20 protein-coding genes are annotated in these 17,657 nt (G+C 36.9%); 6 read left to right on the top strand and 14 right to left on the bottom strand.

All coding sequences use genetic code 11. The features are described from left to right. Positions 1 to 19: 19 nt before the first annotated feature. The 14 genes from C8269_RS08185 to dnaA all read right to left on the bottom strand — a co-directional run bounded on the left by C8269_RS08185 (position 20) and on the right by dnaA (position 14,233). A complete protein-coding gene (locus tag C8269_RS08185) occupies positions 20 to 1,408 on the bottom strand; it encodes a double zinc ribbon domain-containing protein (protein ID WP_106461236.1) in 1,389 nt (462 codons plus the stop codon). Positions 1,409 to 1,505: 97 nt separating this feature from the next. Continuing rightward, positions 1,506 to 2,507 (bottom strand): zinc-ribbon domain-containing protein, encoded by a 1,002-nt coding sequence (locus C8269_RS08190; RefSeq protein WP_106461237.1) that lies wholly within the window; start codon positions 2,505 to 2,507, stop codon positions 1,506 to 1,508. Positions 2,508 to 2,603: 96 nt separating this feature from the next. Further along, the gene (locus tag C8269_RS08195; RefSeq protein ID WP_106461238.1) at positions 2,604 to 3,905 is read right to left on the bottom strand and encodes a DUF438 domain-containing protein; all 1,302 of its coding nucleotides are present in this window, start codon (positions 3,903 to 3,905) and stop codon (positions 2,604 to 2,606) included. A gap of 70 nt (positions 3,906 to 3,975) precedes the next feature. Next, on the bottom strand, positions 3,976 to 4,278 hold the full coding sequence (locus C8269_RS08200; RefSeq protein WP_106461239.1) for a cupin domain-containing protein: 303 nt from the start codon (positions 4,276 to 4,278) through the stop codon (positions 3,976 to 3,978). Positions 4,279 to 4,302: 24 nt separating this feature from the next. Beyond that, positions 4,303 to 4,467 carry a hypothetical protein gene (locus tag C8269_RS10900; RefSeq protein ID WP_199792190.1) on the bottom strand — a complete coding sequence of 55 codons (165 nt, stop codon included), beginning with the start codon at positions 4,465 to 4,467 and terminating at the stop codon, positions 4,303 to 4,305. Further along, the gene (locus C8269_RS08205) at positions 4,464 to 5,231 is read right to left on the bottom strand and encodes a SigB/SigF/SigG family RNA polymerase sigma factor (RefSeq protein WP_106461240.1); all 768 of its coding nucleotides are present in this window, start codon (positions 5,229 to 5,231) and stop codon (positions 4,464 to 4,466) included. The genes C8269_RS10900 and C8269_RS08205 overlap by 4 nt, the downstream gene beginning before the upstream one ends. After that, entirely contained in the window at positions 5,224 to 5,565 is a 342-nt protein-coding gene (locus C8269_RS08210) for an anti-sigma regulatory factor (RefSeq protein WP_106461241.1), read from the bottom strand. The genes C8269_RS08205 and C8269_RS08210 overlap by 8 nt, the downstream gene beginning before the upstream one ends. A 2-nt stretch (positions 5,566 to 5,567) precedes the next feature. Continuing rightward, positions 5,568 to 5,873 carry an STAS domain-containing protein gene (locus tag C8269_RS08215; protein WP_106461242.1) on the bottom strand — a complete coding sequence of 102 codons (306 nt, stop codon included), beginning with the start codon at positions 5,871 to 5,873 and terminating at the stop codon, positions 5,568 to 5,570. A gap of 1 nt (position 5,874) precedes the next feature. Continuing rightward, positions 5,875 to 8,313: a DNA gyrase subunit A gene (gene gyrA, locus C8269_RS08220; RefSeq protein WP_106461243.1), complete on the bottom strand. Its 2,439-nt coding sequence runs from the start codon at positions 8,311 to 8,313 to the stop codon at positions 5,875 to 5,877. Between the two features lie 8 nt (positions 8,314 to 8,321). Continuing rightward, positions 8,322 to 10,223: a DNA topoisomerase (ATP-hydrolyzing) subunit B gene (gene gyrB, locus C8269_RS08225; protein WP_106461808.1), complete on the bottom strand. Its 1,902-nt coding sequence runs from the start codon at positions 10,221 to 10,223 to the stop codon at positions 8,322 to 8,324. After that, complete coding sequence (recF, locus tag C8269_RS08230) at positions 10,210 to 11,304, bottom strand: DNA replication/repair protein RecF (protein ID WP_106461244.1); 1,095 nt, start codon at positions 11,302 to 11,304, stop codon at positions 10,210 to 10,212. Before recF ends, gyrB begins: the two co-directional genes overlap by 14 nt. Continuing rightward, positions 11,304 to 11,510, bottom strand: a complete 207-nt coding sequence (locus C8269_RS08235) for an RNA-binding S4 domain-containing protein (protein ID WP_106461245.1) — start codon at positions 11,508 to 11,510, stop codon at positions 11,304 to 11,306. Before C8269_RS08235 ends, recF begins: the two co-directional genes overlap by 1 nt. Before the next feature lie 7 nt (positions 11,511 to 11,517). Next, entirely contained in the window at positions 11,518 to 12,630 is a 1,113-nt protein-coding gene (gene dnaN / locus C8269_RS08240) for a DNA polymerase III subunit beta (protein WP_106461246.1), read from the bottom strand. Between the two features lie 223 nt (positions 12,631 to 12,853). Further along, complete coding sequence (gene dnaA, locus C8269_RS08245) at positions 12,854 to 14,233, bottom strand: chromosomal replication initiator protein DnaA (RefSeq protein WP_106461247.1); 1,380 nt, start codon at positions 14,231 to 14,233, stop codon at positions 12,854 to 12,856. Between the two features lie 721 nt (positions 14,234 to 14,954). Here dnaA and rpmH point away from each other — a divergent pair. The 6 genes from rpmH to C8269_RS08275 are packed head-to-tail and all read left to right on the top strand — an operon-like array spanning position 14,955 to position 17,652. Further along, entirely contained in the window at positions 14,955 to 15,089 is a 135-nt protein-coding gene (gene rpmH / locus C8269_RS08250) for a 50S ribosomal protein L34 (RefSeq protein WP_037326218.1), read from the top strand. 24 nt (positions 15,090 to 15,113) lie between these two features. Continuing rightward, positions 15,114 to 15,464, top strand: coding sequence for a ribonuclease P protein component (gene rnpA, locus C8269_RS08255; RefSeq protein ID WP_106461248.1), 351 nt, complete (start codon positions 15,114 to 15,116; stop codon positions 15,462 to 15,464). After that, on the top strand, positions 15,454 to 15,669 hold the full coding sequence (gene yidD / locus C8269_RS08260) for a membrane protein insertion efficiency factor YidD (protein ID WP_234025866.1): 216 nt from the start codon (positions 15,454 to 15,456) through the stop codon (positions 15,667 to 15,669). Before rnpA ends, yidD begins: the two co-directional genes overlap by 11 nt. A gap of 41 nt (positions 15,670 to 15,710) precedes the next feature. Then, positions 15,711 to 16,430 (top strand): YidC/Oxa1 family membrane protein insertase, encoded by a 720-nt coding sequence (locus tag C8269_RS08265; protein ID WP_106461250.1) that lies wholly within the window; start codon positions 15,711 to 15,713, stop codon positions 16,428 to 16,430. Next, complete coding sequence (jag, locus tag C8269_RS08270; protein ID WP_106461251.1) at positions 16,427 to 17,422, top strand: RNA-binding cell elongation regulator Jag/EloR; 996 nt, start codon at positions 16,427 to 16,429, stop codon at positions 17,420 to 17,422. Before C8269_RS08265 ends, jag begins: the two co-directional genes overlap by 4 nt. 50 nt (positions 17,423 to 17,472) lie before the next feature. Next, the gene (locus C8269_RS08275; RefSeq protein ID WP_106461252.1) at positions 17,473 to 17,652 is read left to right on the top strand and encodes a hypothetical protein; all 180 of its coding nucleotides are present in this window, start codon (positions 17,473 to 17,475) and stop codon (positions 17,650 to 17,652) included. Positions 17,653 to 17,657 lie beyond the last annotated feature (5 nt).

Genomic DNA, 17,657 nt, shown 5'->3' on the forward strand with positions numbered 1-17,657 from the left:
GTCTTAGTTTGTTCTTTTTTTAATCTTCTCTATATTCTCCAGTTATTAGTTTGGATGATATCCAGGCATTATCGCCTATATTTAGCCAATATCTTTCGCCATCGCTTTTTACATCATAGATGTGGTAGATTTCTCCTCTGTAGACATCTCCTATTTTCTCTGAGTTCATGTCTGCATTTGCCCTTACTTTTCCACTGTCTGTATCGATTCTGAAGGATTTGTTTAAGAAGTCTTCTGGCTTGTAGATTTCTGTGTATTGTGGATTTCCACCCTCGCCGTAGGAGTTATTTTTTCTTATTTCTTCTAGGTCGTAGTCTTTGCTTTTTTCTAGGTCACTTTCATTACGAGCTTCACTATCTTCGATTTTTCCACTTTCTAATTGATTATAGATGTCTTTTATTTTTTTAGAGTTTGGAATTATTTTTAAATAGCTTGCTGCAAGGCTTTTTGCTGTATTGTAGTCCTCATCTTCTATATAGGAATTGAGGTCTTCTACTAGTCTTTTTTCAATTTGTGATAGATTTTTTTGTGCCTTGGTGTATAGGTCGACCTCTTCTTGTGGGATTGACTTGAATTTCTCAGCTGCTTCGTTGTAGTCTTCATTATAAAACGCATCTAGGGCCTGGTCGTATAGGTCTTGGTAGGAACCATTTTCAGCTGATTCTATCTCTTGATTTTGCTTATAAGCTGGCTTTTGGGATTTTTTGGATCCGAAAAATCCTACCGCTATTACTACTGTTAGGACTATTAGGCAAAAGCCTGCTATTAATGCGTAGACTAGGACATTTTTCTTTTCATTTTCTTCGCTGAATTTTTCTTCTTGGGCTCTTTCGTGTCTCTTAGCTCTTCTATTTTCTCCAAGCTCATTGTTTAAGTCTTTTTTAAAGTCTTGGCCTAGTCTTTCTGTATCTCTTCTCTTTTTGATTTCTATATAGGAATCCTCGCTTGCTTTGTGGGCAGCTTTCTGTGGGTTTTCCTTATTTTCTGCCTTTTTTACTTCTTGGCCGAGGTTTTTTTCTTGGGTATTTTCCTTATTTTTTCCTATTAACTCTTCAATTTTTTCTTTGTTGACTAAGGTCGTTTGGCCTTTTTCTTCTTTTGCTTCATCTAGTTTGCTGCCACAAGATTCGCAAAATTTAGAGTCTTTGTCATTTGCAAAGCCACATTTTGGGCAAGCTTTGCTGTCTTTTTTCTCTTCTATGATAGCTGGCTTTATATTTTCTAATTTTGATCCACAAGATTGGCAAAACTTGGATTCTTTGTCATTTTCAAAGCCACATTTTGGGCAAACTTTGTTGTCTTTTTTCTCTTCTATAATCTCTGGCTTTATCTCTTCTAATTTTGATCCGCATTTTTCACAAAACTTAGAATTTTTTTCGTTTTCATGGCCGCAGTTTTTACAAATCATTGGATGCTCCTTTTCTCTACTTGGATTAGGATAATTATATCACATCTTCATTTTTTTTACTAGAAAAGACCTAGCTTATTGCTAGGCCTTTAAGATTTTAGTCTCTAAATTCACCTGTGACTAGTTTGGATGATATCCAGCCATCGCCTATATTTAGCCAATATCTTCCTCCATCATCGTGGACTTCGCTTACCTTGTAGGTTTCGTTGCGGTTGACATAACCTGCTACTCCTGAGTTTAGGTTTGGTTCTGTTCTGATTTCTCCCATGTTGGCATCTATCTTTACAGTTTTGTTTAAGAAGTCGCTTTCGCTGTAGACATCTGTATAAGCTGGGTTACCATTTTGACCGTAAGAATTGGTTCTTCTTAGGTATTCCTTGTCATAGTTTTTAGATTCTTTTTTAGTATTTTCTTTCTTGTCAGTTTCTTCGTCTGTACTTTCTTCTGTATCTTTATCAGTTTCTTTTTCTTCGTCTTTTTCTGGAGTTTCTTCCTTATCTTTCATATTAGCTCTGAGCTCTTTTATATTTTTAGCATCGGCATTTGCCTTTAGGTACTCATCAGCAAGGTTTCTTGCCTTGTCTTCATCACCTGCTTCTACTAGCTCATTTATCTTAGCTTCTACGTCTTTTTCCATGTCTGCTATTTGCTTTTGACCCTTGTCATAGAAGTCTCCTGCTGCCTTTGGTATAGCATTTAAAACCTTAAGAGCGCCTAGATAGTCTTCATCTTTTATAGCTTCTTCTGCCTTAGTTAGGGCTTGTTTGTAGAGGTCTTTGTTCTCCTCTACCTTTTCTTCTACTTGGCTTGGTGACTTTTCAGTTTTATTTGAGCCTAGGTTTATGAAGTAGGAAAAGATTATGGCTGCTACAGCAAATATTAATATTCCACCAAATATCATACCTACTGTTATTAGGTCCATATCCTTATCTTTTCTATTATTTTCTCTTTTTCTGATGACTATTTTCTCATCATCAGCCTGTTGGCTTCTTCTTTGTCTTCTTCTATCTCTTTGGTCAGAATTTTCTAACTCTTGTCCGCAATTTTCACAGATTTTTTTGCCATCTTCATTTTCGTGGCCACAATTTTTACAAATCATAAAATCTCCTTTACTATGTTCTCATATTATTATATCACAAGTTGTCTAAAATTATTAGTTTTTCAAGGGATTTTTTAAGATTTGCCTGAAATTTCTTTATTTATTAAGACTTTCAATATAAAAACTTAGGTCTTGGACAGTTTCTAACACTCCCTTATAGGTACCATTCTTATCTCTGACTGCAAAATAGCCTATTGCTATATCTTTACCAGCAATATTTTTTACAAGCTTGAAGGAATCTCTTTTTCCTTCCTTAAAATCTTTTATAAGGCCCCTAACTATAGGCTCAACTTGTGGTGGGTGACAAGAATAGACTTCTCTACCGAGGGATGATTTAGGTCTTTTGAATAATTTTGCTCCTTCGTGATTATTGTAATAAGAATTTATGTCATTTTCATCCACAAAGGTTATTTCAATTTCCATGGTATCTAGCATGGCTTCTAGCTGATCAATCCTCATCTTACCTTTGGCAAAGTGTATATAATTATCATCTGCTAAGGCCTTGCTTGCTGCTTCTTCTCTATTATAGTCTACTAGGTCGTGGTCATAATCGGCTAGGTCATCATAAAGAATGGCTAAATCTTGGCTGTTTAGGGTATATTTCATGAGAGGATAAAGGATATTTTCCTCCTTGTAGGTCATCTCCTTGGCCCTTTCGATAGATTTTTCTAATAGGTCTTCATTTTTTAATTTCAAAGCCTTTTTGATATTATTTACAATCTCGATGTCCACAGCCCACATTACATCAGAAGGGCCCGGCTTATTGTATTTAGCCTTTAGTATTGGATAGATGAGATCTCCCTTTTTCTTATAATGGTTTGATAAGATTCCTCTTAGTTTTTCATAATCACCTTCATAGTTTTCCAATATTTCCTTTATCTTTTGATTTTCTCTAGCAAAATAGGAAATAAATGGGATGTCATCATAGGATGTTTTTTCATTTTCATTTTCAGTCATCCCATGAAAAAGGCTTGAGTGAACATCGCAAAGCTTTCTAACTTCATCCTTATCCATGCCAGAAGCCAAGAGCTCTTCTTCTGCATCCATTATTTCTGCTGATGAAACTCCCTCAAAGTTTTCCCTAAAATCAGCCCTCACACTTTCAAGGTCTTCCCCTGCTGTGAGTCTTTCTATAAAGGATTTGATGAGTTTTTTCCTTTCTATGACTTCCGGATCTTGGGATGAGTCGCTTAGCTCATATCCAAGATCTTTTAGCTTATCTTCAAGATTTTCTATCTTCATCATTGAAGCTCCACGCTTAAGGCTCATCTTTTTGCCCACTGTACTTACCATTAGCGGATTGGCTAGAGCGTTAAAACCTAGACCTATTAGGTCATTTTTTAGTTTGTCATTATCTTTTATTAGATCTGCCACAGGCATATTTATATCAATTATCATAAAATCCTCCTAATCTTACCATAATTATATCACCATAGATAATGATTATCAGTAACATTTGTTACATTTTTTAATTTTTTACAAAAATACAAAGCCAGACTACATGGTCTTGGTAGGTGACTTTGTGGACTTGGTGGGGAGGGATTGGGAGGATGTCGCCCTTTTTGAGCTTAATTTCTTCTCCTTCGATTTCAAGAATAGCAGATCCTTCTACTATTTTTACTATTTCGAGCTCTTCCTGATCATAATAGTCTGTAACTTGATCAAGGGAGCTAGTTCTTAGGATTTTTATTTTATCATTTTCAAAGATTAGGTCTTCTATTTCTTTATCTTTATCGAAGTTTATATTTTCGTAGATGTTGTAGATTTTCATATTTCTCCTTAAAAAAAGCAGCTCTTAACAAGCTGCTGATTTTTTCTTTAATCCCATTAGGAGGGCCCCGATTGCAAGCCCATATGCTAGGCCCTTGGCTAGGTCTGGGATATTTGGGTTTTGGTTTAATACTATGGCTAGAACTAAAAAGGCAAGTCCTACCCTTGTTGGGTTTTGGATTTTTTTCATTCTGTCATCCTTTCAAATTCTATGGAGAATTTCTTGAGGATTTTCTTCTCTAGTCTTGATACAGTCATCTGGCTTATATCCAAGCTTTCTGCTATGTCTACCTGGGTTCTGCCTTCGTAGTATCTGAGCTCTAGGATTTGCTTTTCTAGGTCGGTGAGCCTTTCTTTTGACTTGTCTATCATATCTTTTAGCTCTATTGAGTCGAAGTTTTTGTCTTCTTCGCCAACTATATCTGCTAGGTCTATGGCATTTTCTCCCTTTTGGACCTGGTATTTCATGTCCAAGGATTGAGGAGTGTAGACCTTGCTTGCTTCCATGGTTTCTAGGATTGTTTCCTCATCTTCTCCTAGATAATCGGCTATGTCCTTACTTGTTGGAACTCTTTGAAGCTCTTGGGTTAGGGTTTTTTTGGCTGTGTTTATCTTTTTGTAGAGGTTTTGGATGCGTCTTGGCACCCTTATTACCCAGCCCTTGTCCCTAAAATATCTCTTTAGTTCACCCATGATTGTTGGGGTGGCAAAGGATGAGAAGGCATAGCCCTTTGATGGGTCGAACCTATCTACAGCATTGATTAGGCCTAGGCTTGCTACCTGGTAGAGGTCGTCTTTTTCTATGCCCTTGCCAACGTATTTATTTGATAGGATATCGACTATATACATGTGCTCTTCTATGAGCTCATCTCTTAGCTTTTTATCCCTAGTTTTTGCAAATTCTTCAAATTTCTGATTAATTTCATCCTTACGGTCTTGGCTTTCCTTAGTCATAAGTCTTCCTCATGCTTATTTTTAGGAAATCTTCTCCTGTTTCAAGATCATCTGCTAGGGCCTTTAGAATGGCATCTCTCATTGATATTGCCTTTGGATCAGCTGTCTTATCCTTGCCCCTTACTTCGATGGATAGGGAATCTTCTTCTACTAGGAAGTCTATTTGTACATCTTCTTCTGTTATCTTGTAGTTTATGGCCTCGCTTACTAGGACTTTGAGGTCTTCGATTTGTTCTATATCAAAGTCAAGGTCTGAGCCAAGACCTGCCACAAATAGCCTTACGGCTTTGAGATAAAGGCTATTTTGTGGTAGTTTTATGCTTATTTTTTCCATGTCTACTCCATATTGAAGACTTCTGTTAGGTCTGTTATTTTAAAGAGCTTGTAGATGTTTTCTTTTGGGTTTGTTATTGTGGTTTTGTGGCCCTTTTCATTTACAAGCTTGTATATTTTCATAAATTGGCCAAGGCCTGTTGAATCTAGGTAGTCTAGTTTTTCTAGGTCTATGGTTAGGTCCTTGTCTATGTCCCTTAGGTTTTCTTCTATGAAGTCTCTGAATTTTTCTTCAGAGTAGACATCTAGGTCTCCTTCAACTTTTAATAATAAGTGGTCGTCTTTGTCAATAATAAAGCTTTGAAACATTTTATTCCTCTTCTTCTAGTGTATTGTCATATTTAGTTACTGAAACAATCTTATCCTTATCATTGGCTAGATTTTTAAGTTTTACACCTACTGTATTTCTACCTGTTGTAGATATATCTCTTACACTTAGTCTAATCATATCGCCTGTTAGGGATACCATCATTATGTCAGTATCTAAATCTACTGCCAAGCTGTCTACTAATTGACCTGTCTTTTCGGTTATCTTGTGGCATCTGACACCTTTTCCGCCCCTATTTTGGTTTTTGAAATTGGTGAAGGAGGTCTTCTTGCCGTAACCATTTTCTGTTACTACTAGAAGATAGGTTTCATCTCCTTTGATATTCATTGATACTACTTCATCACCCTTATCAAGCTTGATTGCCCTTACTCCTGCGGCTGTCCTTCCCATGCTTCTAACATCTTTGGTGTTAAATTGGATGGTCATACCGTTTTTGGTGGAGATGATTAGTTCTTCGTCTTTTTCGATTTGTCTTACTGATATTAGCTTATCGTCTTCCTTGAGGGAGATGGCTATAATGCCATTTCTTCTAATCTTAGTGAAGTTTTCTGCATCAGTTTTCTTTATCTGACCGTTTTTGGTTTGAAGAACCATTTGGCTATCCTTGCTTAATTCGGATAGGGTCACCATTTCGGTAATTTTCTCGCCGCTTTCTAGGTTTAGGATGTTGATTATCGCTTGACCCCTAGATGTACGGCTACCTTCTGGAATCTTGTAGGCTTCTAGAGAATAAACCTTGCCCATGGATGTGAAGAATAAGAGATCTTCGTGGGTGTTGGTTGTGATTATCTTTTTGATGAAGTCGCCTTCTTTGGTATTGCCTGCTGCAATTCCCTTGCCTCCCCTATTTTGTACCTTGTAGGTGTCTATAGGAAGTCTCTTGATGTAGCCTTCCTTGGTTAGGGTTATTAGGATATCTTCTTCTTCAATTAGCTCTGTTATGTCCATCTCTCCCTCATCTGGGACGATTTGTGTCCTTCTATCATCGGCGTATTTTTCTTTGATTTCTGTCATTTCGTCGATGATTAGGTTGATTAGGGTTTCTTCAGAGTTTAGGATTGAAAGTAGGTATTCAATTGTCCTTGCTAACTCATCATTTTCTGCATTTAGCTTTTCAATTTCTAGTCCTGATAGGCGTTTTAGTTGCATATCTAAGATGGCTTGAGATTGAACATCTGTAAGCTTATATTTGTCGTAGAAGATTTTCTTAATTTGGTCATTGTCATAGGATGATCTGATTATCTTGATTATCTCATCTATGTGGTCAATGGCTATTATAAGACCTTCTACTATGTGCTTACGGTCCCTGGCCTTTGATAGGTCAAATGTGGTCCTACGGGTTACTACTTCCTTTTGGTGGTCTACGTAATATTCGATTAATTCTTTTAGATTTAGAATCTTTGGCTCGCCTCCAACTAGGGCTAGGTTTATGATACCGAAAGTATTTTCTAGTTGGGTATATTTATAGAGGTTATTTAGGACGATGTTGGCGTTGGAATCTCTCTTGATTTCAACTACTATCCTCATTCCTTTTCTGTCTGATTCATCTCTGATGTCAGATATGCCATCAATTCTCTTGTCTTTTACAAGTTCAGCTATTTTTTCGATTAATCTTGCCTTATTTACCTGGTAAGGGATTTCTGAGATTATGATTCTTTCCCTATTTTTCTTAAAGGGCTCAATTCTTGCTACTGCTCTTTGTTTAATCTTGCCCCTACCTGTGTGGTAGGCATCTTTTATGCCGGATTTTCCTAGGATTAGGGCGCCTGTTGGGAAGTCTGGACCTGGGATTATTTTTAATAGGTCATCTATGGATATTTCTGGATCTTTCATGTAGGCTACACAAGCATCGATTGCTTCGCCTAGGTTGTGTGGGGCCATATTTGTGGCCATACCTACAGCTATACCGTTTGACCCATTTACTAGTAGGTTTGGAAATCTTGATGGAAGGACTGATGGCTCTAGCTCTTCTTCATCGAAGTTTGGCACAAAGTCAACTGTATCCTTATTTATATCCCTTAGCATTTCCTTGGCTATCTTGCTCATTCTGACTTCTGTATAACGCATGGCTGCTGCCGCATCCCCGTCTATGGATCCGAAGTTACCTTGGCCTTGGGCTAGGGGATATCTAGTTGAGAAGTCTTGGGCTAACCTTACTAGGGCATCATAGATTGCATAGTCGCCGTGAGGGTGAAATTTACCCATTACATCTCCGACTACCCTGGCTGATTTTCTGGTTGGTTTATTTGGATCAAGGCCCAGAAGTTGCATATCATAGAGGATTCTCCTATGAACTGGTTTTAGGCCATCACGTACATCTGGTAGGGCTCTTGATACTATTACAGACATTGAATACTCAAGATAAGAGCTTTTCATCTTAGTTTCAAGGTCTATATTCATTATATTTTGATTTTCTGTCATGTTGCCTCCTATACGTCTATGTCAGTAACGTACTTGGCGTTTTCTTGGATGAAGTTACGTCTAGGTTCTACCTTTTCTCCCATGAGGAGGGCGAAGGTGTCATCAGTTGTGGTTGATTCCAAATCTTCTACTACTCTTAGGAGGACACGCCTGTCTGGATCCATGGTTGTTTCCCATAATTGTTCGGCATTCATTTCACCAAGACCCTTGTATCTGTTGATCTTGTAATTATCTACTCCAAGCTCTTTGATTACCTTATCTCTTTCATCATCTGAATAAACGTATCTTTCCTTCTTGCCTACGCTTATCCTGTATAGAGGTGGGAGGGCTACATATACGTGACCTTCATCTATTAGGTCTTTCATATATCTGTAGAAGAAGGTTAAAAGCAAGGTTCTGATGTGGGCACCGTCGACGTCCGCATCGGTCATGATTATGATCTTGCCGTAGCGAAGCTTTTCTAGGTCAAATTCCTTGCCTATGCCTGTACCGAAGGCTGTAATCATGTTTTTTATCTCTTCTGAGTTTAGGACCCTATCTAGGTGGGCCTTTTCTACATTCATTATCTTTCCTCTTAAAGGAAGGATGGCTTGGATTCTGTTGTCCCTACCGCCTTTAGCAGAACCTCCCGCAGAATTACCCTCGACTATGAAGATTTCATTTTCGCCAATGTCTGTTGATTGGCAATCGGCAAGCTTGCCTGGAAGGGTAGCTGAATCTAGGATTGATCTCTTGCGGGTTAAATCTCTTGCCTTTCTAGCTGCTTCTCTGGCACGTCTGCTTGCAAGGGCCTTGTCTATAATAGCTTTGGCTGGTTTTGGATTTTCTTCAAGGAAGGCTGTTAAATGCTCTGAAATAAAGGTATCTACTGCACCCCTTACCTCTGAGTTTCCAAGCTTAGATTTGGTTTGGCCTTCAAATTGAGGCTCAGATATTTTTACAGAAATTACAGCTGTAATTCCCTCTCTGATGTCCTCACCTTGGAGGTTGTCCTCGTTATCTTTTATGAAATTATATTTTCTAGCGTAGTCATTTACAGTTCTTGTAAGTGATGATCTAAGTCCTGCCAAGTGGCTTCCGCCTTCTGGGGTTTGGATGTTGTTGGCGTAGGATAGGATGTTTTCGCTATAGGCATCTGTATATTGGAAGGCAAACTCAACTTCTGTATCTTCTTGGTAGCCGTCAAAGTGTGGAATCATCTCCATTATTGGATCTTTGTTCCTATTTAGGTAGGCTACAAATTCTGATATACCACCTTCAAATTTGAAGCTTGTTAGGAAATCTTCTCTTTTATCTTCAAAGATGATTTCTACTCCCTTATTTAAGAAGGCCATTTCTCTGAACCTATTTTCTAGGATTGTCCTGTCATAGATTGTTGTATCAAAGATTGTTCCATCTGCCTTAAAGGTGATTTTGGTACCAGTTTCATCAGTATCGCCTATTACTTCTATATCTTTTGTAACTTGACCTCTGGCAAATTCCATTTTATAGATGTGGCCATCTCTTTTTACTTCTGCTATTAGATATTCAGAAAGGGCGTTTACTACTGAAACACCTACACCGTGAAGACCTCCTGATACCTTGTAGGCTGAATCGTCAAACTTACCACCAGCATGGAGGACTGTTAGTACGGTCTCTAGGGTTGATTTGTGGGTTGTTGGGTGTTCTTTGACTGGAATTCCTGATCCGTCATCTTCTACACTTACAACATTATCCTTGTCTATGGTAACTTTTATGTAGTCACAACGTCCGGCTAGGGCCTCATCTACCGAGTTATCTACTACTTCGTAGACTAGGTGGTGGAGTCCCCTCTGGCTGGTTGATCCTATATACATACCAGGTCTTAGACGAACGGGTTCTAGTCCCTCTAAGACCCTGATATTACCAGCATCATAATTATTCTCTGTCATATTTATCCTTTCTAATTCTGCCATCCTTGATATAGGATATCTTATCAGCTGACACTTCTTCTAGGCTCTTGGTGTTGGTGGCTGTGATTATGGTTTGATAGTCAGCTAGGTTTTCTAATAAGAATTTCGACCTAGATTCATCTAGCTCTGAAAATACATCATCAAGTAAAATCACCGCCCTATCTCCGCTTATCTCCCTTACAAGCCTTACTTCGGCTAGTTTTATATTGATAATAGCCGACCTCTGCTGGCCTTGGGAGGCGAATAGCCTGGTGTTTTTGCCATTTATTTTGATAATTATATCGTCTCTGTGGATGCCAGATTTTGTTGTTTGGTATCTTAAATCCTCATCCCTATGGGCTAAAAACTTCTCCTGATATTCTTCAAGGCTACTTGCCTTTATATCCGGTATATACTCTATCTCTAGCTTCTCAGCACCCTTGGTTAGGGCATTTTGGAAGTCATTGGCGTATTTTTCTATATAGCCTATAAATTTATTTCTTCTCTTATAAATTTTGTAGGCTTCCTTTACCAAGGACTGGTCAAAGGCATCTAGCTGCTCTTTGAAAAATGAGGAAGACCTGTTTTTTAGCAATTTATTTCTAGAATAAAGAATCTTATCGTAGTCTTTTTTGACCTGCTTATAGGAAAAATCAATGCTTGTTATGATTTCATCTAAGAGGTCCCTCCTAAGATTTGGTCCTTCCTTTATAATAAGAAGGTCTTCTGGAGTGAATAAGACTAGCTTGAATAATGATCTTAAATCCTTGTTCCTAGTATATTTTACTTCATTTACGAAAATATTCTTATCAGAAGAATCTACTTCTATCCTTACTTTTTTAAAAGAGCGGCCCTTTCTGATTATGCCAGAAAGCTCCATCCTTTCCTGGCCAAACTGGATTAAATCCTTATCCCTTAGCTTCTTAAAGGAAGTGGCATTGGCTAAGTAATAACAAGATTCAAGCAGATTTGTCTTGCCCTGGGCATTATCTCCTATAAAAATATTTATATTGTCGTTAAAGCTTACCTTTTCGTAGAAATAATTCCTAAAATTGTGTAATTTTATATCTTGTATCCACATTATTTGATTATAATCTTGTAATCATCAAAGATTACAGCATCGCCTGGATGGGCCTTTTTGCCAGCTACAAAGCAAGGCTCATCGTTAAGGATTATGCCCTCTTCTTTGATAATGGACTTGGCAATGCCGCCTGTTGGCACTAGGTTTAGGACCTTTAGAAGGTCCTTTAGTTTTATCTCTTTACTTTCAAATTCAATTATTTCCATAAGGTCCTCACTTAGCAAGTCTAACTGGTAGGACTAGGTAGGTAAAGTCCTCACCCTCATGGCTAGAGTTTGTTGGGTAGATTAGGCATGGATTTAGGCTTGATTTGAAGTTTAGCTTAATCTTTTCGCTGTCACAAGCCTTTACCCCATCTTGCATGTATTTGGCATTGAAGGCTATATCCAGACCCTCACCCTCTTGTTCTACTTCTATAACTTCTTTTACATCCCCTATTTCAGAATTTGACATGATTGTCATAACTTTCTCATCGATGCTTACTTTTATAAGATTAGCCCTGCCTGGATCTGATAAGACTTGGGCCCTGTCTAGGGCTGATGTTAATTCTCTTTTTTCTAGGACTATGGATGTTTCTGAGATGTCATTTATTATATTTCTGTAGTCAATATAATTTTTATCTATTACCTTGCATAACATGGTAGTGGACTCTGATACAAACATTAGGTCATTATCATTTTTATAAAGACTTGTCTTGCTGTCATCTGAAACTATCCTTGACCATTCTAAAAGTGATCTCTTTGGTATAATGTATTCTGTATTTTCAAAATCTGCTGGATAATCTAGGGCAAGCTTCTTAAGGGCTACCCTATAGCCATCAAGGGCTACCATATTTAGAGATCCTTCCTTTAATTCAAAGAGAATTCCTGTTAGGGCAAGCTTTGTTTCATCAAGACTTGTTGCAAATTCTGTTTGGTTTATGGATCTTTTTAGCTTGTCATTATCTATTTGTATAGGCTTAGAATCTGGCTTTCTGATTTCTTCCTTCTCAAAATATTCAAAGGATATAAGGTTAAAGTTTGATCTTTTACATTTGATATTGATCTTGCCATTTTCAAGTTCTATCTTTACTAGCTCATCTGGAAGCTTTCTTATTATATTACTAATAAGGTCTGCCTTTACAGCCATTACTCCTTCTTCTATAATATTGGCTTTGGCGTAGGTTTTGATTGAGATTTCGCCATCGAAAGAAGTCAATGAGAGTCCATCCTTATCTGCACTAAAGTATATTAATTCATGGATTTGTATATTGGTTGACTTGGATACGGCCCTATTGGCAATATTGATTGCTCCTAGTAGATCTTTTTGTTTGATTTCAAATTTCATGTCTTCTCCTTAACTATTATTTAAACTTAGTAGTATTAGTAGTAGGGAGTGTATAAATGTGGATATCTTTTATTGATATTAGTATTTCAAGCTTTATTGGTGTTTATATCTTCTGAATATCTCTATGAATAAATGGCTAGTTTTCCACATTTTACACAAGAGGTTTTTGAAGATTTGTTAAAAATAACTTATCAACAGACTTATCCACAAGCTTATACACAAATCACTCTTTTATTTCTTTTATTAGAGATTCAATCTCATTTTTAATGTCACTATCTTCTTCCATCATCAGGCTAATCTTATCTATGCCGTGAATGACAGTTGTATGATCCCTATCAAAGGCATTTGCAATAGTTACTAGGCTATCATCAAGTAGCTCTCTAGCTATAAACATGGCTATCTGTCTAGGATTTACAATCTCTTTCTTGCGACTTTTGCCCTTAAGGTCGGAAAGCTTAATATTATATTTATTTGCTACAGCCTGCTGGATATCTCCTATAGATAGCTTTTTCTTGGTATTTTTGACCCTGGTTCCTACACCCTTTATAGCATCTTCCATAGATACCTCTATCCTGCCGTCGCTTTTGGCATAGGCAATGGCTGTAGAAAGGGCTCCTTCTAGGTCTCTGATGTTTGTATCAATCTCATGGGCTATATAGGAAAGGATTGAATTATCAATGATAGCTCCCAAATCTTCAAGCTTTTTTTGAAGTATTGCCACCCTTGTCTCATAATCAGGCCTTGAGATATCAGCTATAATACCGTAGTTAAACCTTGAAACCAGCCTATCCTCTAGGTGCTTGATCTCCCTTGGTGGCTTATCTGATGTGATAACTATTTGCTTGCCTGCATTGTAGAGGTCGTTAAAGGTATGGAAAAATTCCTCCTGGGTCGCCTCCTTATTGGCAATAAATTGAATATCATCTATAAGAAGGATATCAACTGACCTATACCTGGACCTAAACTCTTGGTTTTTATTAGTCCTAAGGGCTGCAATCATCTCATTTGTAAACTTCTCACTAGATAGGTACATGACATAGACATCATCCCTAGCTTCTAGGACCTGGTGGGCAATAGCTTGGATTAAGTGGGTCTTGCCAAGTCCACTTGCCCCGTATATAAAGAGAGGATTATAGACCTTGGACTGCTCCCTCCTAGAAATGGTATCGGCAACAGCCTGGCTAATTGATAAGGCGTATTGGTTGGACTTGCCTTGGACAAAATTTTCAAATACATTAGCCTCTTCAAGCTGAGGTCTAGGGTAGGATTTGACCTTATCAATCCTCATTTGACCATCCCCATCGTATTCCTTGCCTAGGGTAAGGACCTTGTCATAATCATCCCCATCCTTGGCCACAACCTTGACATCTAGTCTAGCTCCAATCTTTTCCTCAATAGCATAAAGAGCCTCTTGTAACTTTGGAAGCCAAATGCCATCAAAAATAAAGAGGGTATCCTTCTTAGGAATCTCTAGATAAAGGGTGCCTTCATGCAAATTTAGGGGCTTTAGTATGTTAATCCATGTATTAAACTGCTGTGAATCGGTAACATGCATTTTCATTTCATTTTTTAATTCATTAGTAATGAATTCTAAACTTCGCATATAAACCTTCCTTTCGTATTGCTTATCCACATAGATAAAAGTCTTTAAAATTAGCTCTTATATAAAAAAATAGACAGCTTATCCCCAAAATAGGGATAAGTTGTGGATAAGTCCCTTGTTGATAAAAATAATCTTGATATTTAAAGCAAAATTAGGATAAGCAAAAAAATTTATATGTAAAAAATTAATCTTATCCCCAAAATAATATTAAATTAATGCTCAAAACTAAGTTTTACCCTTACTTTTACACAAGCAATTATACCATAAACAAGCCATTAATTCAACTTATCCACAATAAGTAGATAAAAATATGGATAAGTCTCAAGTCATAAAAAGATAAGACCAAAAATCATTGTTGATATGTGGATAAGTCTGTGTATTTATTAAAATTTTGGATAAGAAAAATAAATTTTGCCTTAATATTAAGATTTAAAACTAAAAATAATCACTCAAGTAAAAAAATATTCACACAAAAAATTCTCTTGAAAATGTGTGGATAAAATTTTATAAAGAATCTTATCCACAATTAATATTTATACCAAAAATTACCGGAAAAAAGAATAATTTTTAATTTATGCCCTAATACTTATGCAAATATTAAGAAAAATTTAAATAGGGTCCTAGCTTTTGAAAAATACTTATAAAAAAAGAATAAAAACCTTGACATATATGCTTATTTTCAATATAATAGTAAGAGTCAAAAATTATAGGAGGTGTAAAGATGAAAAGAACCTATCAACCAAATAGAAGAAAAAGATCTAAAGATCACGGTTTTAGAAAAAGAATGTCTTCTCCAGGCGGAAGAAGAGTACTTAAAGCTAGAAGAAAGAAAAACAGAAAAAGACTTTCAGCTTAATCTTTATAAGTAAAGAAGCTCTTAATGGAAAAAAGACTAAGCTTAAGGAAAGACAAAGACTTTCAGAAAGTCTACAAAAAAAACTTTGCATGTTATAATAGAGATTTCACAGTCCTAGTCAAAGATAATGGAACAAATACTCCAAGATTTGGTTTTACAATCAGCAAAAAAATTGGCAAGGCACATACAAGAAATTCTCTAAAAAGAAAGCTTAGAGAGATAATAAGGCTACATTACAAAAATCTCAATGGAGTAGATATAGTAATAATACCAAAAAAGCATACCACAGAATTTGACTACAAAAAACTAAAATCCTCTCTAGGTCATGCTCTTAACCAGGCATTTAAGAAAAAAAAGATATACTATGCTAAATAAAGTTTTTATAAAAATGATAAGATTTTATCAAAAATTCATTTCTCCACAATTAGGCAGTTCAAAATGCAAATACTACCCTACTTGTTCCAATTATGCCCTAGAGGCCTTTAGGAAATACGGGCCAGTAAAGGCTTTTTTTATGTCTTTGTGGAGAATTTTAAGATGTAATCCATTTTCAAAGGGCGGTTATGACCCTGTAAAATAAAATCTAGCCAGCTAATACCACAGATAAAAAACGGAGAAAATATGTTCAATTTTATAGCGATAATACTTGGTAAGCTCATGAGGTTCATTTATGATATCCTCGCAGCAAACTTCACAGAACCAGGATCTGTAAGTTTCTATGCCTTATCAATAATCATAATGACCCTATTAGTAAGTCTTATGACAATACCAATAACCATATCAAGTCAAAAACAAGCAGAAAAAGCAAGAAGATTCAAGCCAAAAATGGACGAGATCCAAAAAAAATACGGCTATGACCAACAAGTACTACAAAAAAAGATGCAAGAACTCTACAAAGAAGAAGGCGTAGGACCAGGACTTGGTGGATGTCTACCAATGATAATCCAACTACTCGTAATAATAGCCCTCTTTAGAGTAATGCAAGATACCACAAAGTACGTATTCCCAGAAGGAGTAACCCATCTAAAAACCAACTTCTTTTGGATCGAAAACCTACTAAACCCAGACCCACTATGGTATGGTCTACCACTACTAACATCCCTATCACAATTTGGTGTAACCCTATTCTCAATGAAGACAAACCCACAAATGCAACAGCAAGGCGGGGCAATGGGATCAATGAACACAATGATGCTAGTAATGCCACTAGCTTACTACTTCTTCTTTGTAAAGCTCCCAGCAGGTCTTCCACTATACTACACCCTATCATCAGTATTTAGATTAATAATAATGGTAGGAATGCACTTATTTATGAGTAAAGATGAGGCAACAGAAAAATGAAAAAATCAGTAATCAAATCAGCAAAAACAGCCGACGAAGCTATAAAACTAGCCCTAGATGAAATAGGCAAAAAGAGAAGCGAAGTAAGTGTAGAAATCCTAGAAGAAGCATCAGCAGGCTTCTTAGGACTCATAGGCGGTAAAGATGCCCTAGTAAGAGTATCCTATGAAGAAGACATCAACGAAGTTTTAAACGACCTAAAAAGCGAAATAGAAGTTGAATCCTTCAAAGAAGCCAGCAAAGACTACGACGTCAAAGAAAGAAGCAGCTACTTCCAAAAAGAAGAAGGCTTAGAAGAAGAAAAAGAGACAATAACAGAAAAAGCTAAAAATCTAGGCGATAAAGTTACAGAAGAAGCCAAAGAATTTGGCGAAAAAGTCAGAGAAGAAGCAAAAGATTTAGGCGAAAAGGTAAAAGACAAAATCGAAGAAGCAAAAGAAGAAGTAGAAGATGTCTTTGAAGATGACAGCCAAGACGATGAAACAGAAGAAGTCGAAAGCAAAGACTACGCCCTAAACAAAAAGCGTTCAAACATCGACAACTACTACAAAGCCAAAGAGCTCTTAGAAGAAATCCTAAAAGCCATGCACTTTGAAAACACAAGCGTCATCGGCAACCTCGACGGCCAACTAATCAAGCTAGAAGCAAAAGTAGATGAAAACGACACAGGCATCGCCATAGGCAAAAGCGGATCCACCCTAGATGCTATAGAATTCATCATAAGAAAAGCCATCGACTCAAGAGCCAACAGCCTAAGAGTAAACGTAGACATCAACGGCTACAAAAAGCGTCGTGACGAAAAAATCGTAAGACTAGCAAGAGAAACAGCAGAAAAAGTAGCCAAAACCCAAAAATCATGGAACTTACGCTACATGAACTCCTACGAAAGACGCCTAGCCCACGAAGAAATCAGTAAACACAAAAACGTAACAAGTCACTCAGAAGGCCGCGAACCACAAAGATACGTAGTAGTAGACTATGTAGAAGAATAAAAATAAGAGAGAGTACTCGAAAGAGTGCTCTTTTTTTAAGGAAGGAAAAAATGGAAATAAGAAAACAAATAAAACACTACGCCAAAACCAACTACAAAGACCTAATAAAAGCCATAATAAGCCTAGAAAGCCCAGAAACAAGCGAAGAGAAATTAGAAGAAATATATAATTACTACATGGAAAATGATGAGGTAAACCTATTAAGTAATGAGATTTTGGAGAGCTTGTAGGATTT

This window comes from Anaerococcus sp. Marseille-P3915 (assembly GCF_900258475.1).
In the GTDB taxonomy this organism is placed as follows: domain Bacteria; phylum Bacillota; class Clostridia; order Tissierellales; family Peptoniphilaceae; genus Anaerococcus; species Anaerococcus kampingae.